The 26,173-nt window shown below is 50.1% G+C and carries 22 protein-coding genes and 1 other RNA gene (1 of these 23 cut by a window edge); 19 read left to right on the top strand and 4 right to left on the bottom strand.

All coding sequences use genetic code 11. From position 1 onward, the window contains the following. Window positions 1-3: 3 nt before the first annotated feature. The 5 genes from SY83_RS05930 (at window position 4) to SY83_RS05910 (ending at window position 6,180) form a co-directional block, all read left to right on the top strand. Window positions 4-840, top strand: coding sequence for a carbohydrate ABC transporter permease (locus SY83_RS05930; protein WP_068605162.1), 837 nt, complete (start codon window positions 4-6; stop codon window positions 838-840). A gap of 38 nt (window positions 841-878) precedes the next feature. Then, window positions 879-2,444, top strand: coding sequence for an ABC transporter substrate-binding protein (locus tag SY83_RS05925; RefSeq protein ID WP_068610926.1), 1,566 nt, complete (start codon window positions 879-881; stop codon window positions 2,442-2,444). A gap of 53 nt (window positions 2,445-2,497) precedes the next feature. Further along, entirely contained in the window at window positions 2,498-3,847 is a 1,350-nt protein-coding gene (locus SY83_RS05920) for a sulfatase family protein (protein WP_068605160.1), read from the top strand. Between the two features lie 19 nt (window positions 3,848-3,866). Continuing rightward, window positions 3,867-5,237: a sulfatase family protein gene (locus SY83_RS05915; protein ID WP_068605158.1), complete on the top strand. Its 1,371-nt coding sequence runs from the start codon at window positions 3,867-3,869 to the stop codon at window positions 5,235-5,237. A gap of 106 nt (window positions 5,238-5,343) precedes the next feature. Beyond that, window positions 5,344-6,180 carry a DUF2935 domain-containing protein gene (locus tag SY83_RS05910; protein ID WP_068605156.1) on the top strand — a complete coding sequence of 279 codons (837 nt, stop codon included), beginning with the start codon at window positions 5,344-5,346 and terminating at the stop codon, window positions 6,178-6,180. A gap of 12 nt (window positions 6,181-6,192) precedes the next feature. Here SY83_RS05910 and SY83_RS05905 read toward each other — a convergent pair whose 3' ends face one another. Genes SY83_RS05905 through SY83_RS05895 form a run of 3 tightly spaced genes read right to left on the bottom strand, consistent with a single transcriptional unit; the run spans window position 6,193 to window position 9,838 of the window. Then, on the bottom strand, window positions 6,193-7,317 hold the full coding sequence (locus tag SY83_RS05905) for a Ger(x)C family spore germination protein (RefSeq protein ID WP_068605154.1): 1,125 nt from the start codon (window positions 7,315-7,317) through the stop codon (window positions 6,193-6,195). After that, entirely contained in the window at window positions 7,314-8,420 is a 1,107-nt protein-coding gene (locus SY83_RS05900; protein WP_068605151.1) for a GerAB/ArcD/ProY family transporter, read from the bottom strand. Before SY83_RS05900 ends, SY83_RS05905 begins: the two co-directional genes overlap by 4 nt. Then, window positions 8,417-9,838, bottom strand: a complete 1,422-nt coding sequence (locus SY83_RS05895; RefSeq protein ID WP_068605149.1) for a spore germination protein — start codon at window positions 9,836-9,838, stop codon at window positions 8,417-8,419. The genes SY83_RS05900 and SY83_RS05895 overlap by 4 nt, the downstream gene beginning before the upstream one ends. A gap of 154 nt (window positions 9,839-9,992) precedes the next feature. On the opposite strand from SY83_RS05895, the gene SY83_RS05890 reads away from it, so the two are divergent. Both SY83_RS05890 and argS read left to right on the top strand, forming a co-directional pair. Then, complete coding sequence (locus SY83_RS05890; RefSeq protein ID WP_068605147.1) at window positions 9,993-10,403, top strand: YwiB family protein; 411 nt, start codon at window positions 9,993-9,995, stop codon at window positions 10,401-10,403. Between the two features lie 6 nt (window positions 10,404-10,409). Further along, on the top strand, window positions 10,410-12,134 hold the full coding sequence (argS, locus tag SY83_RS05885; RefSeq protein WP_068605145.1) for an arginine--tRNA ligase: 1,725 nt from the start codon (window positions 10,410-10,412) through the stop codon (window positions 12,132-12,134). A 24-nt stretch (window positions 12,135-12,158) separates the two neighbouring features. On the opposite strand, the gene SY83_RS05880 is transcribed toward argS, so the two are convergent. Then, window positions 12,159-13,289 (bottom strand): S8 family peptidase, encoded by a 1,131-nt coding sequence (locus tag SY83_RS05880; protein ID WP_068605142.1) that lies wholly within the window; start codon window positions 13,287-13,289, stop codon window positions 12,159-12,161. 345 nt (window positions 13,290-13,634) lie between these two features. Here SY83_RS05880 and rpoE point away from each other — a divergent pair, with 345 nt between their 5' ends. The 12 genes from rpoE to dnaX all read left to right on the top strand — a co-directional run. Continuing rightward, complete coding sequence (gene rpoE, locus SY83_RS05875; protein WP_068605141.1) at window positions 13,635-14,204, top strand: DNA-directed RNA polymerase subunit delta; 570 nt, start codon at window positions 13,635-13,637, stop codon at window positions 14,202-14,204. A gap of 250 nt (window positions 14,205-14,454) precedes the next feature. Then, window positions 14,455-16,062, top strand: a complete 1,608-nt coding sequence (locus SY83_RS05870; RefSeq protein ID WP_068605140.1) for a CTP synthase — start codon at window positions 14,455-14,457, stop codon at window positions 16,060-16,062. Between the two features lie 186 nt (window positions 16,063-16,248). Next, on the top strand, window positions 16,249-16,641 hold the full coding sequence (locus SY83_RS05865) for a response regulator (RefSeq protein WP_068605139.1): 393 nt from the start codon (window positions 16,249-16,251) through the stop codon (window positions 16,639-16,641). 137 nt (window positions 16,642-16,778) lie between these two features. Further along, complete coding sequence (gene fba, locus SY83_RS05860; RefSeq protein ID WP_068605137.1) at window positions 16,779-17,633, top strand: class II fructose-1,6-bisphosphate aldolase; 855 nt, start codon at window positions 16,779-16,781, stop codon at window positions 17,631-17,633. A gap of 103 nt (window positions 17,634-17,736) precedes the next feature. Next, entirely contained in the window at window positions 17,737-18,990 is a 1,254-nt protein-coding gene (locus SY83_RS05855) for a UDP-N-acetylglucosamine 1-carboxyvinyltransferase (RefSeq protein ID WP_068605134.1), read from the top strand. Window positions 18,991-19,127: 137 nt separating this feature from the next. Beyond that, window positions 19,128-20,462 (top strand): transcription termination factor Rho, encoded by a 1,335-nt coding sequence (gene rho, locus SY83_RS05850; protein WP_068605131.1) that lies wholly within the window; start codon window positions 19,128-19,130, stop codon window positions 20,460-20,462. A gap of 54 nt (window positions 20,463-20,516) precedes the next feature. Then, window positions 20,517-21,767: a radical SAM family protein gene (locus SY83_RS05845; protein ID WP_068605129.1), complete on the top strand. Its 1,251-nt coding sequence runs from the start codon at window positions 20,517-20,519 to the stop codon at window positions 21,765-21,767. Between the two features lie 113 nt (window positions 21,768-21,880). Continuing rightward, the gene (rpmE, locus tag SY83_RS05840) at window positions 21,881-22,078 is read left to right on the top strand and encodes a 50S ribosomal protein L31 (RefSeq protein ID WP_068605127.1); all 198 of its coding nucleotides are present in this window, start codon (window positions 21,881-21,883) and stop codon (window positions 22,076-22,078) included. A 96-nt stretch (window positions 22,079-22,174) separates the two neighbouring features. Then, window positions 22,175-22,567, top strand: coding sequence for a hypothetical protein (locus tag SY83_RS05835; RefSeq protein ID WP_068605125.1), 393 nt, complete (start codon window positions 22,175-22,177; stop codon window positions 22,565-22,567). Window positions 22,568-22,643: 76 nt separating this feature from the next. After that, an RNA gene (ffs, locus tag SY83_RS05830) (signal recognition particle sRNA large type) lies at window positions 22,644-22,908 on the top strand. 178 nt (window positions 22,909-23,086) lie between these two features. Next, on the top strand, window positions 23,087-24,532 hold the full coding sequence (locus SY83_RS05825; protein WP_331709987.1) for an ATP-binding protein: 1,446 nt from the start codon (window positions 23,087-23,089) through the stop codon (window positions 24,530-24,532). 109 nt (window positions 24,533-24,641) lie between these two features. Beyond that, window positions 24,642-26,173 carry the 5' portion of a DNA polymerase III subunit gamma/tau gene (gene dnaX, locus SY83_RS05820; protein ID WP_068605123.1) on the top strand. Its footprint extends 229 nt past the window's final position, so the window shows 1,532 of its 1,761 coding nt (coding positions 1-1,532); the start codon lies at window positions 24,642-24,644; its stop codon lies off the right edge, out of view.

Here is a 26,173-nt window from a genome sequence, read left to right as displayed (position 1 = left end):
ACGATGAAGAAGAAGCTTAAGTTTGCCCCTGTACTCGTTGTACACACGTTATTGCTCGGGCTTGGTCTCATCTGGGTGTTTCCTTTCATCTGGATGATCACGGCTTCGTTCAAGACGAATAACGAGTACATTACATCGGGCATTAACCTGGTACCGCAGCAGATTCAATTCTCGAATTTCGCGAGAGCCTGGGAGACGGCGCGCTTTTCCGTGTATTTCTGGAATACGCTCATCGTCACCGTTTCTGTAGTCGTCATCATCATCGCGCTGTGCTCGCTGACGGGTTACGCCATAGGCCGATTCCGGTTTAGGGGACGATTGCTGTTTGTTTCGGCTATTACGGCGACCTTGTTCATGCCCAAGGGATACACGATTATTTCGATCTATTCGCTCGTGAATGCGCTGGGTTTGAATAACTCGCTGTGGGGGATCATTATCGCGGAAGTCGGCGGAGGGCATGTGCTGTTTATTCTGTTGTTCGTGGCTTACTTTAGGGGTTTGCCGAAGGAATTGGAGGAATCCGCGGAGGTGGATGGGAGCGGTTTTGTTCGAACATTCGCGACCATTATGCTGCCCTTGGCCAAACCGATCATCGCCACGACGGCCATCATGCAGTTTATGTGGTCTTGGAACGCGTTCCTGATGCCGCTCACACTCACGCTCAGCAAACCTGAACTGCGGACCTTGGGTGTCGGCATGTTCCAGTTCGTGGGGGAGAACACCATGGATTGGACCGGTATGGCCGCGGCTGCGAGCATTTCGCTTGTCCCTATTTTGGCCGTATTTATCATGTTGCAGCGTTATTTTATTGAAGGTGTCGCCGGTGCGGTCAAAGGTTGAAGGATGCTAGTAAAATATGGGGAGGAATAGATGTGTTGATGAAACGTAAGTATGGTTTGAGATGGGTGACGGGGATAGCGCTGGCCTCGGTGATTGCGCTTAGCGGTTGTGCGGGAAATAACGTGGATTCCCAGCCTAAGGGGCAGGCAAAGGCAGAGAACAAGGGTGAGAATAAGGGTGAGGCTAAGAATGAAACAGCTGAGCCGCAAGCGAAAGAGACGCTCGTAACGGTATGGGGCGGCAATGATTTCTTGAAAGGAGACGCAAGTCCCGGTCAACGGATGATTAAAGAATTTAATGAGAAGAACAAAGGCCGCATTCGTGTGGAAGCTCGGTTTATGCCATGGGCGGAATACAATACGGCGGTGCAGGCGGCCGCAACCTCGAACGAACTGCCGGATATCCTGATGACGCCGCAGAATACGGATATTCGCGGTATGGTGGCGAATGGTCTGGCTCAGCCGTTAGACGGTCTGGTTACGGATGCATGGAAGAAACAGTTCATTGAAGGGTCGTTCGCCGAAGGCGTTAACGTAATTGACGGGAAGACATACTCCTGGCCGCTGACAGGACCGGTTCTCGGTTCAATCTTGTACTATAACAAGGATGTGCTCCAGAATGCCGGGCTGGATCCGGAGAAACCGCCGACCACCTGGAAGGAGCTGCGGGAAGCCGCCAAGAAGGTCACGGATCAAGGAAAAGGTGACGTCTTCGGATTTGTCTTCGGAGGCGGCGACAACGGGGATGCGGCAGGCATTACCAAGATCGTACATTCGCTTTCCGCCGGCATCTCCCCGCAAGTCGTGGATGGCTTCAACTACAACACAGGAAAGTATGAGTACAGTTCCAAGGCGGTGCTGGACGCTTTCGATTTCGTGACGCAGCTAAAGGCGGACGGCAGCATTCTTCCTTCTTCTTATACAATTAAAGCTGCGGAGGCGAGCGTCTTGTTCGGTCAAGGAAAGGCCGCTTTCCTCATTGACGGGCGCGCCCGGATGTGGATCGCCAAGCGGGATACGCCGGACGTCAAGCTGGGGCTTGCACCCGTGCCGACGCCGACGGGCAGTCAGCCTACGCATCATTACGTGCAGGCCCAGCCCAACGGGTATATCATCTCCGCAGGATCCAAGAACCCTGAAGCCGCGGCGGAATTCATTGAGAAAGCTTTCGCATCGCCATGGTTCTATGAGAAATACCTAAACAGCGGTGTTGCTTTGACGCCGATTCAGAGCATTAACGAGAACCAAGCGCTGTATCCTTACCCGGAATTCGAGTCTTTCTTGAAGCTGCATAAAGAAGTGCTGCGCCTGAGACCGGACTATGCTATTCAGAATCCGCAGACATCCAAGGTCGTTCTAGAGCTCGGCACGTTGGGTCAGCCGAAGGTCAAGCCGGGATTTAACGAGATTCTGCAATCGGTGCTGACGGGCGCAGAGAAAGACGCGCCAGCCTTGCTCAAAGCGTACGACGAGAAATTAAACAAAGGGCTCGACGATGCATTGAAGAAAGTGACGGCGGAAGGTGTTCAAGTGAGCCGCAAAGATTTTACGTTCCCGCATTGGGATGCGACCAAAGATTTCACGGCTGCGGATTACAAGCGTTAAGAGCATAGAGAGCAGCATGTGTTCTTCAAAAAGATTGCGAGGAGACGATCCGGATGGCACGAAGAGGCACGCAACCGAACATCATCGTATTTTTCACAGACCAGCAGCGGTGGGATACGGCCGGGGTACATGGCAACCCGCTGGGACTCACCCCGAATTTCGACCGGGTGGCTGTGCGGGGTACCCATCTGTACCATTCGTTTACTTGCCAGCCGGTTTGCGGTCCTGCGCGATCGGCGATGCAGACAGGGCTTTACCCGACCACCACGGGATGCCACCGCAATCAGATTCCGCTTCCGGAAGGCACAAGAACGTTAGCTCATTACTTCCGGGAAGCCGGATACCGAACGGGTTATATCGGCAAGTGGCATCTTGCGGATGAGAATCCGGTGCCGGAGGCGAAGCGAGGGGGCTATGATTATTGGCTGGGGGCGAACGCGTTGGAAATGACGTCCGACGCGTACGACGCGGTCCTGTTCAATAACGATAACGAGCGTGTCAAGTTACCGGGTTATCGGGTGGATGCGTTAGCGGATGACGCGATCCGGTTTATAGACAGGGAACAGAACGATCCGTTCTTTCTCTTCTTGTCTTTCCTGGAGCCGCATCACCAGAATCATCGCGACGACTATCCTTCGCCGGACGTCTATCAGGAAAGCTATACGGGCAGGTGGGCGCCGCCGGACCTGGCCGCGCTCGGGGGAACGAGTGCCCAGCATTTGGGCGGATATTACGGGATGGTCAAGCGGCTTGATGAAGCGCTCGGCCGTGTCTGGGATGCCGTAAAGAGCCTGGACCTGGCAGACGACACGATTATTCTGTTTACTTCGGACCATGCCTGTCACTTCAAGACGCGCAACGCCGAATATAAACGGTCTTGCCACGAAAGTTCCATTCGGGTACCGACTGCGCTCATCGGACCCGGCTTTGACAGTCGAGGCCAAATCCGCGAGCTGATCAGTCTTATCGATATACCGCCGACATTGCTGAAAGCGGCCGGAATTCCGGTGCCGGACGCCATGCAGGGCCGTCCGATTCAGCCTTTGCTGCGCAGGGAAACGGAGGATTGGCCTGACGATGTTTACGTACAGATCAGCGAAGCTCAAATCGGCCGAGCCCTTCGTACGTCGCGATGGAAGTATTCCGTAGCATCGCCCGAACCGAATCGGACGGATGCCTCATCCGATACTTATGTAGAGGAATACTTGTATGATCTTCAGGCCGACCCTTACGAGCTTCATAATTTGATTCATTATGAGTCCCATCGGGAAGTGAAGGCTGTGCTGAGGGAGCGTCTGCTGAAGAGGATGGTTCAAGCCGGGGAGGAAGAGGCGCTCATATTGCCGGCGGAAGAGAAACGCAGCGGTCAACGGCGGGTCACCGAAGCCGAAGCGCGGCGATAATGAAGGAGTTTCAGCTGCCATGAACAATTCCATAGTAATGATATCCGATGAGCATAACCCGTTGTATTCCTCGGTATACGGCCACCCTTACATACGTACTCCGAATATGGAACGTCTCCGGGACCAAGGAACGGTCTACAGGCATGCGTATTGTCCTTCGCCTTTGTGCAGCCCGAGCCGGAGCGCTTTCATGTCGGGAAAGCGGGTACATGAGCTGCAGAACTACAGCAATTGTAACCTCGGCATTCCAAGCGATGCTCCAACGTATGGCGATGTGTTAAGGGAACAGGGCGTGTACACGGCTTATTTCGGCAAAACGGATGTGTATGCGCCAGGAGAGCAACTGGGGTTTTCAGAAATGCATTACAGCAAGGATCGGCCTGTGCCCGGAGATGCCCACTTTGGGCGCCGCCCGCTATCCATTCGGAAAGGCGCAGCTCAACGAGCGGACGGATACGGCGTAAAGCAAGATGCCTTCAACAATGACCTGAAGGTCATGGATGCCGCATTGCGTTGGCTGGATGAAGTCTCTCCAACGATTCAAAGCCGCTGGTGTTTAACGATCAACCTGGTAAATCCTCACTTCCCGCAATGGAACACCTCCCCTTATTGGGACTTGTATCCGCAAGCCGCGGATTTGCCGGCATGGGGTAGAGATGAGGAAAGTGCTAGACATGAATATGCGCGTGATTTGCGCGGCCATTTCGAAACGGATCTATTCACAGAAGAACAGATTCGGGGGCTTCGAAGAGGGTATGCGGGGAATGTGGCTTTCGTGGACGATCAACTGGGAAGATTGCTGGACAAGATGGAAGCGCAAGGTCTCCTGAATACGACACAAATCATCTATACGTCGGATCACGGGGAGATGCTCGGTAAATTCGGGATGTGGTGGAAATGCTCCTTATACGAGGATTCGGTGCGCATTCCTTGCCTGGCCGCCGGCCCGGGGTATGCCAAGGCGGCGGAGGTCACTACTCCTGTCGACCTGCATGATGTGCAAGCTTCGCTGTTCCATGCGGCCCAAGTGCCGAGGCCCGCAAGTTGGGTCGGGGAGCCGCTGCAAACCATTGCGGCACAGGATGAGGATCGGGTAATTTTCTCCGAATACCACGGGCATGGTACCCGATCCGGCGCTTACATGATTCGCAAGGGTGCGTGGAAGCTGATCTATTACATGGAAGCCCCTCATCAGCTGTTCCACCTGAGTGAAGACCCCGATGAACGTAGGAATGTGTACGAAGCCCATCCCGACAAGGCACAGGAGCTCGAAGAGGAACTTAGACGGATCTGCTCGCCGGAACGGGAGAATGAGCGAGCGCATGAATTTCAGAAGAACCAGCTCGAAAGTCTGTCGGAATTGCAGAATCCTTACAGAGAAGACGGATAAGAGTCCAACTGCATGGCTTTACTCTTTTTATATATTTATGTCATGAATCCCTGGACGAACACCATATAATGCTGATGTAGAAGCTAATTGGGACAGGGGGTTTAACATGACACTATCCATACATGGCATTTCGCCGTGGCAAGAACATCAGTTCTGGCTGCAGATTTTGGAAGATCATGCGATTTTTATACGCGATTTCCTATCTCCTATGGAAACGGATGCCGTGCGTGCAGCGCAATCGTATATAGATGCGTTCAAGGAATTGCTCCGGCAGCTGGGGACGATTCCCGGGATGTCGACCGTGACGGACGCTTCCATGATCGCATTCGCCCAAGCATCTTATCCGATCGCCTTAGGTTATTATCGATTTGAAGGGGAGATGCAGAGACGGAGAATTCTGAACGAGGTGAACCTTAACACAACACCGTCTTACTTAAACGGCACACTGGAAGAGAATTTGGAATATCTGCGAATTCTAACCTTCTATATGCAAGGTCAGGATTATACGCCGTTACCTTTAACGGGCTTATTTGACCTTTGGCTTGGGGATCAGCTGGGTCATGCCGTCTTGCTTCGAAATATACTCGACCCGGTGGAGCTCCGCAAGCTGAAGCAGACCGACGATTTCATTGCCGCCTTTCAGGCGCTCATCGTGAAGAACGACGCGATTAAAGGTTACTTGCGCTTTCTTGAACCTGGCTTCGACGTCCAGAAGCAGATGGCGGCGGAAGCGGCCGAGATGACGGTGCAATTCTATAAGTACGTAGAGATGATTATCGCGCAGTATCGGGGTACGAGATTATTGTCGCGGACTACGTTGCGTTTTCTGGAGCACCATCAACCGGAAACCTGCTATTTCTTGATTCAACTAAGCGCCTTTCATATGCAAACGGCGACCATACCGAATTGTTCCCTTACGAAAGCCTCCTTCCCTGACTCATAAGAGGGCTCGCTTCTACGGAACAAAGCCTTTAATCACGCCATACCGATTAATCTTCACATCCGTTGTGATATGGAATTCAGCATCCCCGTAGGCATCGGTCCAATGGTCCTGGACCCCCTTGAAGTGATTGTATTGCTGTGCTCTGGCGTAGACCCCCATACCAACGGGGTCTATTTTCCGTTTCTGGGTTTTGTGAATCAACTTCATGAGATCCCGATTCAACTGCTGCTCAATCATACGGATTAGCTTGGTTTCCTGCTTCTCGAAATCAATATGAACATTGACTTCCGTTACCTCCATCTCTAGAGGGATCCGGATATCAAAGTGAAATTTCCCTTTGCGGTAACGGGTCTTTATTTTCGGCCGGCCTTGTTTCATATTCATGTTCAACTGTATAGTGTCGTCCCTTGGAGGAATCTTCAGATTGAATAAATATGACATATTATTGGTTGTATCGTTCTTCAATAACAACAGCAATGCGCTTTCTTTGAAATTCAAGAGCTCGACACATTTACCGTTGCTGTTAATCAAACTGGTCCCCATAATTTTAATGGTGTTCTTCACAGGTTTAATTTCAGTAATGGAAGGCGTCAAGCCCTTCTCGAATCGCATGTAATGAAACTTCTCCATCGTGGTCATCACTGTAATTTCTTCCGCATACCCAAATTCAATGAGTTTGCGAATATACTCGGTCAGGACAGGCTGTTGGGGAGTCTTGTACTCGAACAATGTCTTAATGGAGCAATCACAGACGGAAATCAAGGCGCTGTTTGAATTTTTGGCATCTCTGAAATACACATCCAGATAGGGGTATAAATCTTTCTTTCTTAACAGGGCTTTGCTCACTACAAAAATTTGTGTTTTGCCGGCGACGACGATGCCGCTGCTCTCTGAATTGAAGTTAGTCCGGGCTTCGCGCAACGTTTTTGATTGATTAGAGAGATTCGTTTCCTTTTTACTGGCGTCTTCGTCGAATTGCAACACTTTAGAGAACACCTGAATGTCATTATTGTCCTCCTCCGACACATCAATGCCGGTAATCAATATCATCGATGTATGCTCGAGGTCGAGCCGGTCGGCGCAACCGGTCAGGATACAGCATAGAGCGACGATGACCGCTTGGAACCAGAGCTTCATGTTCGTCTTTCCCCCTTTCTTGCGGCCCCCGGTACGCACAATAAATACAACCCCAGTAAACAAGGAAAACCGAATGCCATCACGAGTCCAGTGTAATTATACAGCGAGGATAATTGTTCCAATTCATGATAGGAAGGACTATAGAATACAGACAGCGTGAACATGCCTGCCGCGGAGCACACCAGAGATACCTGATTGGAACGGAATCGGGGTCCCCAGGACATGCCGACGGTAGAGAAATGTAGATACGGCGCGATGGTTTGAGACAGTGTAATTAAATAAAAGGAGAGAAACACGATCTCGAATCGTTCAATGAAAGTGAACTTGATCGTCTTCAGCAGCTGTAGGGTGGGCCAATAATAATCCTTCAGACCCTCATTGCTGAAATAGACGAAAGCCACAAGGGTAACCAGTAAATAGAGGGCTAAGGACATGGTGTTGGCTATCACAATGCCTTTGAACGCGGATTTCTTCTGGATCAGGAAGGGGTATAGGAAGAAGGCCAGCTCAAATCCAAGGTAAGGCAGGATGGAGATCTTGACTGCTTTCATAATGGGGAGAAGTCCTTCCTTAAAAACAGGTAACAAATTCAACAATTGACTGTCATTCAACGGGAAGAACAGCATCGGATACATCCACAGGGATGAAATAAATACAAATTCCGCATACCGACCCTGAATCTGCATGGGGCTGCGGGCCACAAGAAACAAGGGGACCAGATAGGCGGCCATCACGATCCAAGAGGCTGTATTTCTCAAAATCCAGACATGAATAATGAAAATCGTTGTGAACAGCACCGTAAAGGCGGCCAAGAACATATAGATGACCCAAACCCACCGAAGCAATCCTCCGATCCAACGGCCGAACAAACAATTCAGCACCTCGAATAACGTCATAGTCGGAAAACGTTCCATGATGCGGATGATCATGTAACTTACGGCTATGGTTATAACATAGCTGATGATAATGGAGATCCAGCCGTCTGTATTCCCCTCCTCCATCAGAAGGCGCGGCAACGTCAGGATACCGATACCGATCTGCGTCTTGTAGATGTAGAGGATATACTGCGTCAGGTTCATTTCGTCTCTCTTCATGATTTTCATTTGGACGACCTCTTCAACGTTGTTAAGGGGAGACGCAGGATAGCGGACTTCCATTTGCCCAATCGGACGGGAAATAACGGAGCGGTATACGATTTATTCAGAGATTGAAGGGAGAGCACATGAATGACAACGATCATGATGCCGATGACGATGCCGATCAAGCCCATGAAGTAAGCGGCCAACATGAAAGGGAACCGCAGCAGGCGCAGAGCGGAGCCCATATCTTGATTCGGTTGGATGAAGGAGGCGATGGCGGTCAGGGCGACTACGATAATCATAATATTGCTGACAAAATTAGCTTGCACGGCGGCTTGTCCGATGACGATACCTCCTACAATCCCGATCGTCTGACCGATCTTGGATGGCAGGCGTAAGCCAGCCTCCCTCAGCATCTCCAAGGTGATTTCCATGAACAGCGCTTCAATAATCGGCGGAAACGGAACCTGTTCCAGAGAAATGCCGATGGAATAAACCAAATCAATAGGGATGATTTCATAATGAAACGAGATGGCCGCAATATAGAAGGAAGGCAGCAATACGGCAATAAGCAAGCCGGCGAATCTTAACAATCGGAAGAACGTAGCGACAGGCCAGCGCATGTTGTGATCGTCGACGGAATGAAAGAAGGAAAGGAACGAGACGGGACCAAGGAGCACATGCGGCGAGCGGTCCACCACAAGGGCTACTTTACCGTTTAACAGGTTGGTCGCTACCCAATCCGGACGCTCCGTGAGAACAAACTGAGGGAATAAGGTAAAGCGCCGATCTTCAATATACTCCACGAGCTCTCCTGTATTCAGAATCGCATCGGTATCCGTACGGGCAATGCGGTCCGCTAATACTTCAATGTCTTCCTCATCAGCGATATTCTTCATGGAAAGAAGATAGACTTGGGTTTTGGTTGCAGTGCCAACGGTCATCTTGCGAATTCGCAAATCAGATGTGGGCAGATAGCTTCGAATCATGGCTAGGCTGGATGCGCCGGACTCATTGAAACCGATTCGAGCGCCTTTCAGTGTAAACTCAGATTGCGGCTCCGTGACTGGGCTTACGGGCCACGAGGTCGTATCTAAGAGGATAACCTGGGATTCGCCTTGAATGAATACGCAGGACATGCCTTCGAACAGGGAGGACTGGATAACTTCCCATTCTGAGGATTGTTTAATTTGACCGAACGTTGCGTCCCCTCGGGGATGAGCGGTCGGGAAGCTGTTTAATAACAGAGGCTGCAGATAATTATAGAGTTTCTGTTCGTCGACAGCACCTTTCATATAGGCGACGAACGCCGGAGTATCCGATGCGGAGAGCGCAAACTTCTTAATATCCAGGTCGGCCGTATGATGAACTCTAGCGCGTAAAGTTTGCTCATTCAACTTGAGGTCGGTATCAACGGATGTAGGCATTGAAGCGGCATTCATAGGTTCAACTCCCGAAATAATCTAAGATTGGCATATTTTGCGCTATCGAACGGCGAATCATGCACTTATCAATTTCGCTGCGCTTCCTTGAATGTTAAACGGGAAGTGTATATTATAGTCGTAAGGATTTATGGAGACAGGAGAGTAGAATGTTATGGCTACCGGGACAACCGTGCAACTGACCGTAGAGAGCAGGCATGACGGGGAAACCTATGTACAGCAGGTGGAAGGCAGTCTTTACCGCAAGGAAGGCACCGTATATCTGCGCTACCCGGAGACGGACGAGGCGATGGGCCGAACGATGACCACTGTGAAGATTGTGCCGATGGAAGTGAAGATTATCCGTCATGGCGAAGTGGAGTCCGATCAGATGTTCATGGTAGGCCGAAAGTTGCCGGGAACGTACCGAACACCATTCACCGCGCTGTCCCTGGAGACAGATACCCAACGCATAGAAGCGGATATTGCCGAGAATACCGGGAAGCTGCAGTTGAACTATGATCTATATGTGAACGGCGAGCTTGCCGGGAATTATACTATAAAGATGAATTACCAGGAGGTTTGACCTTAAATGAGCGCATTGGAACAAATGAAACAAAGCTTGAAAGATGCTATTGCTGCGGCTATTTCCGTATCAGGCATCGTGGAAGCCGGAACGTCGGTGGAAGTTGCGCTGGAAGTGCCGAAGGAGAAGGCGCACGGCGATTTCTCCACGAACGCGGCCATGCAACTGACAAAGCTGGCGAAGAAGAATCCCAGACAGATTGCCGAGAGCATTTTGGAACACTTGGATAAGTCTTCGGCAGGAATCGAGAAGGCGGAAATTGCCGGACCTGGATTTATTAACTTCTTTATGGACCGCAGCTACCTGTACAACGTTTTGCAGGAAGTCGCGGAGGCACAAAAGAATTACGGCCGTGTCCAAATGGGCGAAGGGCAACGCGTACAGATGGAGTTTGTCAGCGCGAATCCGACCGGCAGCTTGCACTTGGGCCATGCCCGCGGGGCGGCGGTAGGCGACGCGTTATGCAACGTGCTTGATTTCGCGGGCTATGAAGTTACCCGGGAGTATTACATTAACGATGCGGGCAATCAGGTGATGAACCTGGCGAAATCCATTGAGGCGCGTTACCTGCAAGCGCTTGGCCAGGAAGTGGATATGCCTGAGGACGGTTATCACGGGGAGGACATCAAGGGTTTCGCCAAGGACCTGATCGCCGAGAAGGGTAATGTCATCGCCGATATGCCTGAAGAAGAGCGTCTTGAGTTCTTTAGAACATACGGTTTAGAGAAAGAATTGAATAAGATTAAACGGGACCTTGGCCGGTTCGGCGTGCATTTCCAGGAGTGGTTCAGTGAAACATCACTTTACACGTCCGGGCAAGTCATTGAAGCGCTGGATGATCTGAAGGCGAAAGGTCAGACTTTCGAGGACGGCGGAGCGACTTGGTTGCGCACGACCGATTACGGGGATGACAAAGACCGTGTTCTGATCAAGAACGACGGCAGTTATACGTATTTGACGCCGGATATTGCTTACCACAAAACCAAGTATGCCCGCGGTTACGATCAAATCATCAACATCTGGGGCGCGGATCATCATGGGTACATTCCGCGGATGAAAGCGGCGATGTCGGCGCTGGGGAACGACCCGGATAAACTCATCGTGCTGATCGCGCAAATGGTCAGCCTGTTCCAGAACGGCGAGAAAGTCAAGATGTCCAAGCGGACGGGGAAAGCCGTCACGATGGAAGATCTTATGGATGAAGTCGGCGTGGATGCCATCCGCTACTTCTTCACGATGCGCAGCATGGATTCTCATCTGGATTTCGACATGGATTTGGCGATTTCCACTTCCAACGAGAATCCGGTGTTCTACGTGCAATACGCGCATGCCCGGATTTGCAGTATTTTCCGCAAAGCGGAGGAGCAAGGCGTTCAATTGCTTCCGCTTAGCGAAGTGAATCTGCATGCGTTAACCGCTGACGCCGAGTATGACTTGCTGCTTAAGATGGCCGTGCTGCCTGAAGAGATTGCCGTTGCCGCGCAAGGTTTTGCGCCTCATCGCCTCGTTCGTTATGTATACGAATTGGCGGGACAACTTCATAGCTATTACAAAGCGCACAAGGCGATTACGGATGACCAAGAGCAGACGCAAGCCCGACTGGCCTTGCTGGATGCCGTGCGAGTTGTGATTCGTAACGTTCTTGGCTTGATCGGCGTATCCGCGCCGGATCAGATGACGAATAGTACGGCGGAAACAGACACCGAAGAAGAGCGGAACACCCAACACTAACGCAGCAGCCGGGAGCGAAACCGGCTATCTCATAGCACGGAAGAGCCGGGCGGCATCAATGCGCCCGGTTCCTTTTATTCTCGCTTCGCGAAGCGGGATCGAACCTTTCTTCAGCAGCTTGCGGATCTCATCAGGCTTGAGCCCCGGTTTGGCCGATAGCAGCAAGGCGATGACACCGCTGACATGCGAGGTGGCCATGGAGGTGCCGCTCAGCTCGTGATATTTACCCCGCAGCCAGGTGGACATGATCTTTTCGCCGGGCGCGTAAATATCGATTTTTTTGCTTCGGTTGCTGAAAGGAGCGACGCGGTTGTCCTTGCCGATCGCGCCGACGGAAATGGTCTGGGGGTAGCGGGCCGGATAGTCCATGGTCAGCTTTTTGCCTTCATTTCCGGAGGACGCGACAATGATAACACCGGCTTGATAGGCGCCGCGCACCGCCTGAAGCAGCGAGTCGCTGCGGCTTTTCATGCCGAAGCTCATATTGATGATATCGATGCCGTTGCGGACGCACCAATCGATACCAAGGATGATATCGGATATGAACGCGGCGCCGTTCTTGTCGAATGATTTCACGGCATGGATGCTTGCCCGCGGCGCGACACCGACCAGGCCGTGCTGCTGTCCGGCTGCGGCAATGGTTCCGGCGATGTGGGTGCCGTGGCCGTTATCGTCATGGGGCAGCATCCGGCGTTGGATCAGGTTGACACCCTTGGACAGGCAGTGCCGAAGATCCGGGTGTTGATGATCAACGCCTGTATCAATAACGGCTACCCGGATGCGGCTGCCCGTGGATTTGTTCCACACCGCGGGGGCTTTAATCTGACGCACGCCCCAAGGTAAGCGCTTATTGCTGAAGGAGGTCAACGGAGACGATTCATGCACCCTGGCGACGACATCCTCTTCAACATATAGGTGCCGGCTATGGGCTTTGATAATGTGGGAAACCGAATGAAGATTGCAGGACACGCCATGGATCAGCTTCATGTCCTGAACTTCAACAAGTTTGGCAAGGGTGGGCTGAAGCCGTTTAAGTTGTCCGATACACCGGGCATATTCCGTTGGATTGTGGAAGCGAATAATATGTCGCGGCTGCTGGATCGGACTCTCGTTGATTTCATCATGCAACAAATGCCAGAACCCGACATGGTCCAATGGGAATACCCCCTGTACAATTAACAATTTAACCTATCTTATGTGGGGGGCATTATTCCGGCTTGGGGACACTGCCTGATATTGGAATAAATAGGCTCCGGACCGTGTCATTCCTGTCGGGCGCTCATAGTATGGAGTAAGGGCATATGCTCTTTCTAGGCAATCTGCTATGGTGAAACAGGGTTCGCCATAGCAGAGGATACAGTCACCTGCGAAGGATTTTTCCTTCGCATCTTTTTTTTTGTCCCGAAAGTTGATTTTTTGTATAAAATAGGTTTTACTTAGTGAGATAATGGATAGTTTAATAAATATGCCTAATTGTGAATGTGAAAGGATGTGTCAGGGATGAGCAGCTCTTACGCGTTAAAAATCAACCCGGAGCAAGCCAAAGAAATGCCTATGGTCGACTTGGCCTTCGAGGTACTGAAAGCGGCGAATACTCCCTTTTATTATCGTGACCTGATGATGGAGATTTCCAAGATTAAAGGTCTGAGCGAAGAAGAAGTGATGCAGGTCATCGCACAAATATATACGGAAATAAATATTGACGGCCGTTTCGCTTGCATAGGCAGCAACCTGTGGGGCTTGAAGCGTTGGTATCCTGTCGAGAAAGGTGACGACAACGTGACCGGCGGAGCCAAGCGTCCGCGGATCATCAACGATGAGGACGACGATCTGGATGACGACGACATGTTCGCTGAAGAGGAAGACGCATACAGCGGAGACGACAGCTTCGACGAAGAGGGCGAAGAGCTCTATGGTGAAGATGAAGACGTCGAAGAAGCGGAAGACGACGTAGCCATCGAGGACGCGGAGATTGAAGACGAAGATGCTGACGCCGAAATCGATGAAGAGTTAGACGATGCGGAGGAAGATGAAGAAGAAGCGGATCTAGATGAAGAGGAAGACAAGTAATCCAAGACTCTCTTGACCTCAAGGCTTCTTCTTGACATCACTCGGAGTACGAGGTAAACTATGCTTCGGGCTAAAAAATTACATTTACAATTTTCTTATATAAATACCCTGTAAAGTGCCCCGTTTCGACGGGTGCGCTTTCTTTTTTTTGTGTGTAATTTTGTGGGTAAGGAATTATTTTGCATGTTTTTTCATGAATCGCTTGAATTAGGAAAAAATAGATCCATAACTCTAGAGGAGGAACAATGAAGTGGCAAAGTATATTTTCGTAACAGGCGGGGTTGTGTCTTCTTTAGGGAAGGGAATCACGGCCGCATCGCTGGGGAGATTGTTGAAGAACAGAGGCTTGAAAGTAACCATCCAGAAATTTGACCCCTACATTAATGTGGACCCGGGAACGATGAGCCCTTACCAGCACGGTGAAGTGTTTGTTACCGATGACGGGGCGGAGACGGATTTGGATTTGGGTCACTACGAGCGTTTCATTGATATTAACTTATCGAAGAACAGCAATATTACGACAGGCAAAGTATACTCTTCAGTTATCACCAAGGAGAGACGCGGTGAATACCTGGGCGGTACGGTACAGGTTATTCCGCATATCACCAACGAGATTAAAGACAGAGTGTTCCGCGCGGGCAAGGAATCCGGTTCCGATGTCGTCATTACGGAAATCGGCGGTACGGTCGGCGATATCGAGAGCTTGCCTTTCCTCGAAGCCATTCGTCAGATTAAGAGTGACGTAGGCCGCGAGAATGTGATGTACATTCACGTTACACTGATTCCATACTTAAAAGCAGCCGGTGAAGTGAAAACCAAGCCGACTCAACATAGCGTTAAAGAATTGCGCAGCATCGGAATACAACCGAATGTGATCGTATGCCGGACAGAGCATAAACTGACCGATGACATGAAACGCAAAATCGGCTTGTTCTGCGACATCGATACTGGCGCGGTTATAGAAGGTTTGGACGCGGATACGTTATACGATGTGCCTTTAATGTACTTAGAACAAGGCTTGGATGAGATCGTTGTGAACCACTTGAAGCTGGAAACCCCGGCACCGGATATGACCGAATGGAGATCGATGGTAGAGCGCGTGAAATCGTTGAAGCACACGACGGAAATCGCCATTGTCGGTAAATATGTCGCGTTGCATGATGCTTATTTGAGTATTGTAGAATCTTTGGGACACGCAGGAATTGACTGTGACTCCGAAATTAAAATTCGTTGGGTGAATGCCGAAGAAATCTACGATCATAATGCGGGCGAGTTGTTGAGCGGCGTACAAGGTATTCTGGTTCCCGGCGGTTTTGGCGATCGCGGTATTGAAGGTAAAGTGTCGGCCATCCGCTATGCCCGCGAGCAGCGAATTCCGTTCTTCGGCATCTGCCTGGGCATGCAAGTGGCTGTAATCGAGTATGCGCGTTCCCTTGCCGGACTGGACGGAGCGAACTCTTCGGAGATCAACCCTACAACATCCTACCCTGTCATTGACCTTCTTCCTGAGCAAAAGGATATTGAAAATCTCGGCGGCACGATGCGCCTTGGTCTGTATCCTTGCAAACTTAGCGAAGGTTCGCTTGCCATGGAATGCTATGACGATGAACTGGTTTACGAGAGACACCGTCACCGGTACGAGTTTAATAACGAATACCGTGAGTTAATCGAGAGCGTAGGGCTTAAAATTTCGGGTACTTCCCCGGATGGACGCCTTGTGGAAATCGTTGAGCTTCCGGATCATCCTTGGTTCTTGGCGGTGCAGTTCCACCCGGAATTCACGTCCAGACCGAACCGCCCGCAACCATTATTCAGAGGGTTTGTGCAAGCGGCATTTGATTACAATCTTAACAAATAATTTTTATTTGGGAATATAGAGAGAAACAGCAGGAATTTGGAAATCAAGAGCGAATTATATACCGAAAGGTGTTGCAACGCATACTTTACATCTTACATTCGCGAATGAGCCCCAACGTGCAGTTTTCAGTCAGCAAAGAATCCTTGAGATAGGGCGGCGTTTCGCATTTCTCGGGAGGGAATAGTTTTGGATAAGAAGAAAGTGCTGATTGTTGACGACCAGAACGGCATCCGTGTCCTGCTACTCGAAGTGTTCAGCAGTGAAGGGTATAACACATTCCAAGCCTCGAACGGAAAACTGGCTTTGGAGATTGTGCGGAAGGAATCACCGGACTTGGTTCTGTTGGATATGAAGATCCCGGGCATGGACGGGCTGGAAATTCTGAAGCACATCAAGCAGATGAATCAAGAAATCAAGGTCATCATGATGACGGCTTACGGCGAGTTGGATATGATTAAAGAATCCACGGAGCTGGGCGCGTTAATGCATTTCACCAAGCCGTTTGACATTGATGAAATGATTCAAGCTGTGAATACCCAGTTAGGCAAAGATCAAAGCCGATTTGCATTCGGATCCTGAGTTCAGGATCCTTTTTTTTATAGTCATAAGGACGGGACAAGCTTAAGCTTGTTTCCTTTTTGTGAAGTTAATATGTTATAATAACGCTGAACAAACTACAGTAGAAACAATTGAAGGATACAGGAGGAAAGAAAGACATGCCATTGGTTTCCATGAACGAGTTTTTACCGAAAGCGAAAGAGAACAAGTTTGCGGTGGGTCAATTCAACATGAACAACTTAGAATTTGCGCAAGCGATCGTTGAAGCCGCAATGAAAGAGAATTCCCCTTTTATTTATGGTGTCAGCGAAGGCGCACTGAAATATATGGGTATGGAATTTACCGTAGCAATCGCTCAGGCGGCTGCTAAGAAATCCGGATTGCCGATCGCGCTTCACCTGGATCACGGCAGCAGCTTTGAAGTAGCTATGCAATGTATCCGCGCGGGCTTCTCTTCCGTCATGTTCGACGGTTCCCACTACTCTCTGGAAGAGAACATCCGTCTGACGAAGGAAGTTGTTAAAGCGGCTCACGCTATGGGCGTTTCCGTTGAAGGCGAGCTTGGAACAATCGGCGGCGTGGAAGATGACATCTCCGTTGACGAAGCGAATGCTTCCCTGGCTAAACCGGAAGAAGCGATCCGTTTCTACGAAGAAACAGGCGTAGACTGTCTTGCGATTGCAGTAGGTACCGCACACGGTATGTACGCAGGCGAGCCGGACATCAAGTTTGACATTATCCAGCAAGTAGCTAAGGCTATTCCGGTACCGGTTGTATTACACGGCGGATCCGGCGTTCCTGATGATGATATTCGCCAAGCGATCTTAGCTGGCGCCGGTAAGATTAATGTGAACACTGAGAACCAAGTGGCTTGCACGAACGCAATCCGCGAAGTTTTGAATAAAGACGGTAAAGTTTACGATCCTCGTAAATATCTGACACCTGCGCGTAACGCAATGGTTGAAGTCGTTCAAGAGAAAATCCGTTTGTTCGGAAGTTCCAACCAAGCTTAATCCCGAATGATAGCAACGCATGACAAGAAGGAAAATACACCGTTTCGGCGGTGTTTTTCCTTTTCACTTCTTTTGCGGCTGAAGTAGGAGGATTGCTAGATCCATGGAAAAATTGATGATAACCGGCGGCAGACCACTCCGCGGGACCGTGCAGATCAGTGGCGCGAAGAACAGCGCGGTAGCTCTGATTCCCGCAGCCATACTGGCTGAAACGCCTGTAACACTGGATAACTTGCCTAAGCTGAGCGATGTAGGCATTTTAACCGAGATTCTAGGGGAGCTTGAAACCTCCGTAAACTGGTTCGGTGACAAGATGGTCATTGATCCGACGAAGGCTAAATCCAAGCCTCTGCCTAACGGAAACGTAAAGAAATTAAGAGCCTCCTATTACTTGATGGGAGCGATGCTAGGACGATTCGGTGAAGCGGTGATCGGACTTCCCGGCGGCTGTAATTTCGAGCCGAGACCGATTGATCAACATATTAAAGGCTTCGAAGCACTGGGCGCGGAAGTGACGAATGACCACGGGTGTATACACATACGGGCCAAAGAGCTTCAAGGCGCGAAAATTTACCTTGATGTTGTCAGTGTGGGCGCAACGATTAATATTATGCTTGCGGCTTCAAGAGCTAAAGGTTTCACAACGATAGAAAACGCGGCTAAAGAGCCTGAAATTATAGACGTAGCAACATTGTTGAACTCCATGGGAGCCAAGATCAAGGGCGCCGGCACCGAAACGATCCGCATCGAAGGGGTTTCGGAAATGCACGGCTGCAGACACTCCATTATTCCCGACCGTATCCAGGCGGGAACCTACATGGTTATGGCTGCCGCTACCCGGGGTGACGTGATTGTTGATAACGTGATTCCTAAGCACATGGAAGCCATTACCGCCAAGCTGGAAGAAATGGGTGTCGGGATTGTGGAGATGGATGAAGCGATTCGGGTCATCGGTCGTCCGGAATACACGGCCATCGATGTAAAAGCGCTGGTGTATCCGGGCTTTGCGACGGACCTGCAATCGCCCATGACTTCATTGCTGACCCAGGCCAAGGGGACGAGCATCTTGACCGATTATGTATACAATAACCGGTTTAAGCATGTACCCGAGCTTGTACGCATGGGGGCCAAGATTAAAGTGGAAGGCCGCTCGGCAGTTATAGAAGGCAGCCCTCTGTACGGTGCTAAAGTGAAAGCATCCGATTTACGGGCAGGAGCTGCATTAGTCATTGGCGGATTGACAGCAGTTTCGGGAGTTACGGAAATTACCGGTGTCGAGTACATTGACCGAGGGTATGATTATCTTGTGGATAATTTACGCAATTTAGGCGCTGAAGTTTGGCGGGAAGATTCGTAAACAGCTTGGCGGTTAACCTCCCGAGACAGGTTCGACGGAGGTTTACCTTCATAAGAGTAAAGTCGAATAGATTGAACCGTGTTTGGCTAAGCTAGCCTAATAGATTTGAAAATAGAATAGTGTGGTGGTATATACTAATGGATTTACAAATTGCCGATTTAGAAGCAATGAAACTGACAGAACTGTATAAACTGGCGAAGAAGCACCAAATTACTTCGTATAACCAGATGAAGAAGAAAGAATTAATTTTCTCGATTCTTCGTGCGCAAGCGGAACAAAGCGGACTGATGTTTATGGAAGGCGTACTTGAGATCTTGTCTGAAGGATTTGGATTCCTGCGCCCAATCAACTATCTCCCGAGTTCAGAGGATATCTATATATCAGCCTCCCAAATTCGGAGATTTGATCTGCGAAGCGGTGATCTGGTATCCGGCAAGTGCCGGCCGCCTAAAGAAAATGAACGTTATTTCGGGCTGCTTCAAGTTAATGCAGTAAACGGCGAGAATCCCGATACAGCGGCTGAACGGCTTCATTTCCCGGCTTTAACACCTCTTTACCCACAGAAAAAGATGGTACTTGAAACTTCCCCTAATCGCCTTTCGACCCGCATTATGGATATGCTTGCCCCCGTTGGTTTAGGGCAGCGCGGCCTAATTGTTGCTCCTCCCAAAGCAGGCAAAACCCTGTTGCTTAAAGAAATCGCCAACAGCATTTCTCACAATCATCCCGACATTGAACTTATTGTGTTACTCATTGACGAGCGTCCCGAGGAAGTTACCGATATGCAGCGTTCAGTTAATGGTGAGGTCATCGCGTCCACGTTCGATGAATTGCCGGAGAACCATATTAAAGTGGCCGAGCTTGTGTTGGAGCGCGCGTTGCGTTTAGTGGAGCACAAGAAAGATGTTGTTATTTTGCTCGATTCCATTACAAGACTGGCGCGCGCCTATAATCTGGTTGTGCCTCCGACAGGAAGAACATTGTCAGGCGGTATTGACCCGGGAGCGTTCCATCGTCCCAAACGTTTCTTCGGCTCGGCCAGAAACATTGAGGAAGGCGGTTCCCTCACGATCTTGGCGACAGCTTTGGTGGAAACAGGCTCCAGAATGGATGACGTGATTTATGAAGAATTTAAAGGTACAGGCAACATGGAGTTGCATCTGGATCGTAAATTCGCGGAACGCCGCATTTTCCCGGCGATCGATATCCGTCGTTCCGGAACACGCCGGGAAGAAATGTTGTTAACAAAAGAGGAATTGGATAAATTGTGGTCCATTCGCAAGAATATGAATGACTCGCTGGAGTTTATAGACGGATTCCTGAAGAAGCTTGGCGATACGAAGACGAATCAGGAGTTCCTGGACAGTCTGGATACGGCGCCTGCCGCCTCCGCGCCAGCGAAGAAGCCGGCGACTCGCAGCAGTAGCAGCAGCAACTCTGTATCCAAGAAAGTGAATCATTCAGCCTCATAATCCATAACGGATCATGACAGAGTATCGAAACAACATGAATAGGAGAACACAGACATGCATTTAGTCTATGCCGATCCGAAGGGGAACGTATTCGATCACCCTGAGCTGCTGGCTTTGGGGCGCAGCGGTGATATGATTACAGAGCTGCTCGAAGAAGAGCTGATACCGCTCCCGGACGGAGCTACTTTAGTAAGTCTTCCTGATACGCGCGCCATCGGGTTTGACTCCAAGAAAGGGCAGATGGTGCCGCTTCAGGGTGATTATAATGCCGTAGGCGCCCTGCTTCCGCAAGGGTTTACCCGATTGTCCATACCGAGCTACGTGAAGACGGACAAGGAGAAGAAATTCCCTTTGTTCGGGTACACGGCCGTCGTCTGGAAAGACGGCGCTTTCTATGTGGCAGCCCGCCAAACCGACGATCCCGAGCCGTGGAACCCGATGAATTGCGACCCGGGAGAGCTCAAGATTGAAGTTGACCGGCTGACAGCGAAGTATCCGGATAACCGGTTGTACGCACATTTGTCCAATTGCGCGTTAGGTTATGAATGCCTGACGGCTTCCAACACGTTCTTGCGCCGTTGGGAAGGCGCCGTGCCCGTATCCTTCTCTTGTAACGCGGGTTGCTTTGGGTGTATTTCCGAGCAGCCGGACGACAGCGGTTTTCCCGCGCCGCAGACGCGTATGAACTTTAAGCCTCATGTGGACGAACTGGTCCAGATTATGTTGGAGCATCTGCGTACACCCGAGAGCATTATATCGTTCGGGCAGGGCTGTGAAGGCGAGCCTTCCACGCAAGCGAAGACCATTATCGAGTCCATTCGGACCGTGAGGGAACAGACGAAGCTGGGCTACATTAACATCAACACCAATGCGGGACTGACTGATCATATCCGAGGCATTGTGGACGCAGGTCTTGATTTGATGCGTGTGAGCACCATCAGCGCGCTGGATGATCACTACAATGCGTACTACAAACCGCGCGGGTACAATTTAACGCATGTGGAGAAATCCATGATTTACGCGGCCGCTAAAGGCGTATACACGTCCATTAATTATCTGATTTTCCCCGGCGTAACGGATCGGGAAGAAGAGATTGAAGCCATGATCGAATTCGCACGCCGGACGGATCTGAAACTCATTCAGATGCGTAATCTGAATATTGATCCGGAAAGCTATCTTAACCTGATCCCTAAAGCGCAAGGCGACATCTTGGGGATGAATCAGATGATTGAAATCTTTCAAGAGGAATTACCGGGCGTTGTTATCGGATCGTATACGCATGTTCCTCCTGTCAAAGCTTTGTAATAATTGTAAGACGCAGGATATTGCGTAAATAAAGAGCTCGTGATATACTACGATCATGTGTCTATATAACTCTAGGCTTCCATGAAAGCTTAGGGCGGAAAGAGGTGAATGGAATGAAACAAGGAATTCATCCTAATTACAACATCACAACTCTAACTTGTGCTTGCGGTAACGTGTTCGAAACTGGATCCATCAAGCAAAATCTTCGTGTTGAGATTTGCTCCGCATGCCATCCATTCTTCACGGGTAAGCAGAAGTTTACAGATGTTGGTGGTCGCGTGGATAAATTTAAAAAGAAATACAACATCTAAGGTACTCTGTGCCGCATAAACAAACCTCCCTCGGTCATCCTAATGGATACGGCAGCATTCGCGAAAGCGAAGCCGCCGAGAGGGAGGTTTTTTTCTATGCGCAGTGGAAAACTTGCATTGTTGGCAGGTGCGGCCTTGTTGTTTACAGCATCCTGTTCCGGCACCAGTTCGAATACGAAGCGATACGCGGATGATGGTTACCTGGGTATGTCCAGCGCCAATCCGAATTTAAGAATCAGCCCTACGGCCCGGACCAATGAGCGGGATCTGGATATGATGAGGCAAGCCATCTTTTCCATTCCGGAAGTGAAGGACGCCAAGATTACGGTAAACGGTCCCCATGCCTTTGTAAACTTGGAGATCGCAGACCAGCTTTCGCCGGAAGAAACGCGCCGGATCGAGAATAGGGCATACTCCTTATTGTCTTTTAATGTGCCCAGATATGAATTCAAAGTCACCTCCGGAACGAAGTCATTTAAACTATTTTGACCATGTCCTGCGTTAAGGTTGCCAATTCATACCGTGTGGTTGCTATTTCATATGCGTTGGGCTATACTATTGTTTACCGTGCTAGGTGGGGAGGTAGCGGTGCCCTGTAACCCGCAATCCGCTACAGCGGGACACAATTCCTCGAAGAGGTCTTGTGATGTGAGGTCGACTTTTACACGTGGTGTTGAGAGTCGGGTCCTCCGCAATGGAAGCTTGTGAACCCGGTCAGGTCCGGAAGGAAGCAGCCGTAAGCAGGAAGTTCCATGTGCCGGAGGGTTGCCTGATTTGAGCCGTCGATAGGAGTAACGCTCGGATCGCAACGATCAATGAGAGGTGCGCGGTACTTATTACTTTTATTAAGTTTAGGTACAACATAAACACTGACTACATGTTCCGAATTTTTTCGGAATTTGTGTTCAGTGTTTTTGTTTTATGAAGGATTTTTAATGCCCTTAATCGAATGTAAGAGAATGGTATAAAATACGTTTTTTTCTGTTGGATTGAAGGGGGTGAGTTGAAGTGAACACGACCGCTTACGAACTCCGGGAGCCGATGGACGCGCTTGCGATCTTGATAACCCAGATTCAGACTGGGACAATGGTCGTTACGGACACGGAAGGAAGAATAAGGATGGCTAGTGAATCGTTTACCCGATTACATACGTCATCTATGCTGCCCGGGGATTTAGTGGGCTGGCCCTTAACAAACATTTTGACCTTGAGCGGAACGGTGCCGGAACTTTATGAAGAGTTTTTCAAAAGTGCTGATAACAAGTCAAATCCGCCGATGTTAATCGTGGATACGTTACAGGGTGAGCGCAAGCAGGTTTATATTTACCGAACACACTCAGGTCAGGATACAGTTTACTTGCTCGTGTTGAAAGAGGTCAGGAAAGAGCTTGAGCCCATCTTATTGCAGCAATTTCCCGGAACGTTCATGAAGACCGTAAATCTGGGCATCATGCTTTTCGACATGGATTTTTCAGTCATTGAGATTAGTGATAAAGCATGCAGTATCCTGGGTGTCGAAAGGGAAGCTATCTTAAACCAGACGATGGAAGATGTGTTTGCGGCGGTACCGGTGGGTCATCAACTGGTGCAAAGGACGATTTTGGACGGAATGGTTGTGCGAAATCACGCGGTATCCTGGATGAATGATCAGAAGCGGTACGAATTGCTTATGGACTCCAATCTGCTTAAAGACAATGAGGGGAATATCCTTGGCGCCTATGTGATCTTTAAAGATGTGTCTAACCTCAGATCCCTGGAAGAGCAAGTTCAGCGGAGCGACCGGCTGGCCATGATCGGGCAGATTGCGGCGGGGACGGCCCACGAAATCCGGAATCCGTTAACATCCATTAAAGGCTTTCTGCAAATGTTCAAAAAGACCCTGCAAGACAAAGGCATGGACAAGGAGCACAGCTATACAGAGATTATGCTTTCCGAAATAGATCGAATTAATGAGTTGGTGAGTGAATTCCTGCTGTTGAGCAAGCCTAAGAATATATCGTTTGACTTGGTCGAGGTCTCTACAGTATTGCGTGAAATTCTGCCCATCATTAATAATGAGGCGATTCTGCACGGGGCGGCGGTGCAGTTTCAATCAACCCTGGACGTTCCCAGGGTGGTTGCGAACCGCGAACTGCTGAAACAGGTTTTCCTGAATATTTGCAAAAACGGCATTGAAGCGATGTCATCGGGCGGGACCTTGACGATCAGCGAACGGGTAGAGCGGGATCATGACGTTCGCCGGGTCAACATCGATATCCATGATACAGGTCCGGGTATACCCGCTTTCCTCGTGGACAAAATATTTGATCCGTTTTTTACAACCAAGGAGAACGGGACGGGCTTGGGGCTTTCCGTCTGTCAGCGCATCATCCATGATATCGGGGGCGTCATCCGGGTTTCTTCCAAAGGGTACGGCACGACCTTTACCGTCAGTATCCCTTATAATGATCAATAAAACAGCGGCTGTTCGGGTGGCTGTTTTTTTGTATTTCAATGTATAGTATAATTAGGAATAGCAATCAAGTTAAAATCATGCTTTAATTCGTTCTGGAGATGTAACTATTATGGCGCACATAGCACTATACCGATCTTGGAGACCTCAACGGTTTCAAGAAATTGTAGGACAACAACATATTACGCAGACGCTGCAGAACGCGCTCCGGGAAGGCCGGGTTACGCATGCGTACCTCTTCAGCGGGCCGCGTGGAACCGGTAAAACGAGCGCCGCCAAGGTTCTGTCCAAAGCCGTGAATTGTGAGCGGGGTCCTGCGGAGGAACCTTGTAATGAGTGTGACGCCTGTATCAGAATCACATCGGGCTCCGTCATGGATGTGATTGAGATTGACGCGGCTTCCAACCGGGGCGTGGAGGAAATTCGGGATATTCGCGATAAAGTGAAGTACGCGCCAACGGAAGTGCGCTACAAAGTTTACATTATCGATGAAGTCCACATGTTAACAACAGAAGCTTTCAACGCTCTGCTGAAGACATTGGAAGAGCCTCCTGCGCACGTCATGTTTATTCTGGCCACTACGGAGCCTCACCGCCTGCCGGCTACAATTATATCGCGTTGCCAGAGATTTGATTTCCGGAGGATTTCGCTGCAGGATCAAGTGGACCGCCTAAGCCTGATTTCCAAGCAGGAGGGTATCGAAGCGGCAGCGGATGCGCTCGAGTACATTGCGCGATTATCGGATGGCGGGATGCGGGATGCGGTGAGTTTGCTCGACCAGATCATCTCATTCACGGGAAACCGTATATCGTATCAAGACGTGCTGGATGTATCTGGGGGCGTGGCCTCAGAGCAATTTGCCAAGCTTGCCGCCTCCGTGGCCAGGCAGGAGATAGGCGATGTGCTTGAGCAGATTGACGTCTTCATGCAAGACGGGAAGAGCGCTGAGAAGCTGCTGGAGAATCTTATCTATTGCTATCGGGATATTCTAATGCTAAAGCTTCTGCCGAATGCGGCCCGAATGACGGATCGTCTCCTCAATGTTGAAGCATTCGGGGACGTGTTGGACCTGTATGATAAAGAGCGGATCTTTCGGTACATTGATATCCTGAATCACTATCAGGCGGAGATGAAATACTCCGTTCAGCCCCAGACACTGTTTGAAGTCGCGATGATGAAGCTTTGCAGTCTGGACCTCCCGGAGCCAGGCGCCTCATCTGCACGCTCCAATGTTCAAGCTGGAACTTCGGCCGGCGCAGGCGAAGTGGCTCGTCTTGAGCTTAAAGTAAATGCCTTGGAGCAGAAGATTGAACAACTGCTGCAAAGCGGCGTCAAGCTTGCGGGCGGGGATATCGGCAACGCTTCCGCGGAGGCGAAGAATCAGCCGAGGTCCACGGTTCGGGCATCTGCGCCGAGTACGCTGCGAACGGCTAAACTGGATGAGTATGTATTGGCGAAGGATCATCCGGATGTACAGAAGATCTTGGGTCAGTGGAGCAAGACATTGCAGCGGGTAAAGGAAACCAAGATTACCGTTCATGCTTGGTTTACGGATGGCGAACTGGTTTCGGCCACGGACGACGCGGTGCTCGTTGCGTTTAAGAACACCATTCACCGGGAAACTACGGAGAAGGCATTGAACAA

Source organism: Paenibacillus swuensis (genome assembly GCF_001644605.1).
GTDB lineage: Bacteria > Bacillota > Bacilli > Paenibacillales > DY6 > Paenibacillus_N > Paenibacillus_N swuensis.
The sequence above is the reverse complement of the archived record's forward strand: the minus strand, read 5'-3'. Positions and strand labels throughout refer to the sequence as shown.

Coding starts and splice junctions, on each gene's coding strand:
- SY83_RS05915 (WP_068605158.1), top strand. CDS start 3,867: ATGAACAATTCCATAGTAATGATATCCGATGAGCATAACCCGTTGTAT.
- SY83_RS05855 (WP_068605134.1), top strand. CDS start 17,737: ATGGAAAAATTGATGATAACCGGCGGCAGACCACTCCGCGGGACCGTG.
- SY83_RS05900 (WP_068605151.1), bottom strand. CDS start 8,420: ATGAAAATCATGAAGAGAGACGAAATGAACCTGACGCAGTATATCCTC.
- SY83_RS05890 (WP_068605147.1), top strand. CDS start 9,993: ATGGCTACCGGGACAACCGTGCAACTGACCGTAGAGAGCAGGCATGAC.
- SY83_RS05930 (WP_068605162.1), top strand. CDS start 4: ATGAAGAAGAAGCTTAAGTTTGCCCCTGTACTCGTTGTACACACGTTA.
- SY83_RS05835 (WP_068605125.1), top strand. CDS start 22,175: ATGCGCAGTGGAAAACTTGCATTGTTGGCAGGTGCGGCCTTGTTGTTT.
- SY83_RS05920 (WP_068605160.1), top strand. CDS start 2,498: ATGGCACGAAGAGGCACGCAACCGAACATCATCGTATTTTTCACAGAC.
- SY83_RS05845 (WP_068605129.1), top strand. CDS start 20,517: ATGCATTTAGTCTATGCCGATCCGAAGGGGAACGTATTCGATCACCCT.
- SY83_RS05925 (WP_068610926.1), top strand. CDS start 879: ATGAAACGTAAGTATGGTTTGAGATGGGTGACGGGGATAGCGCTGGCC.
- SY83_RS05910 (WP_068605156.1), top strand. CDS start 5,344: ATGACACTATCCATACATGGCATTTCGCCGTGGCAAGAACATCAGTTC.
- SY83_RS05905 (WP_068605154.1), bottom strand. CDS start 7,317: ATGAAGCTCTGGTTCCAAGCGGTCATCGTCGCTCTATGCTGTATCCTG.
- rpoE (WP_068605141.1), top strand. CDS start 13,635: ATGAGCAGCTCTTACGCGTTAAAAATCAACCCGGAGCAAGCCAAAGAA.
- rpmE (WP_068605127.1), top strand. CDS start 21,881: ATGAAACAAGGAATTCATCCTAATTACAACATCACAACTCTAACTTGT.
- SY83_RS05895 (WP_068605149.1), bottom strand. CDS start 9,838: ATGAATGCCGCTTCAATGCCTACATCCGTTGATACCGACCTCAAGTTG.
- argS (WP_068605145.1), top strand. CDS start 10,410: ATGAGCGCATTGGAACAAATGAAACAAAGCTTGAAAGATGCTATTGCT.
- rho (WP_068605131.1), top strand. CDS start 19,128: ATGGATTTACAAATTGCCGATTTAGAAGCAATGAAACTGACAGAACTG.
- fba (WP_068605137.1), top strand. CDS start 16,779: ATGCCATTGGTTTCCATGAACGAGTTTTTACCGAAAGCGAAAGAGAAC.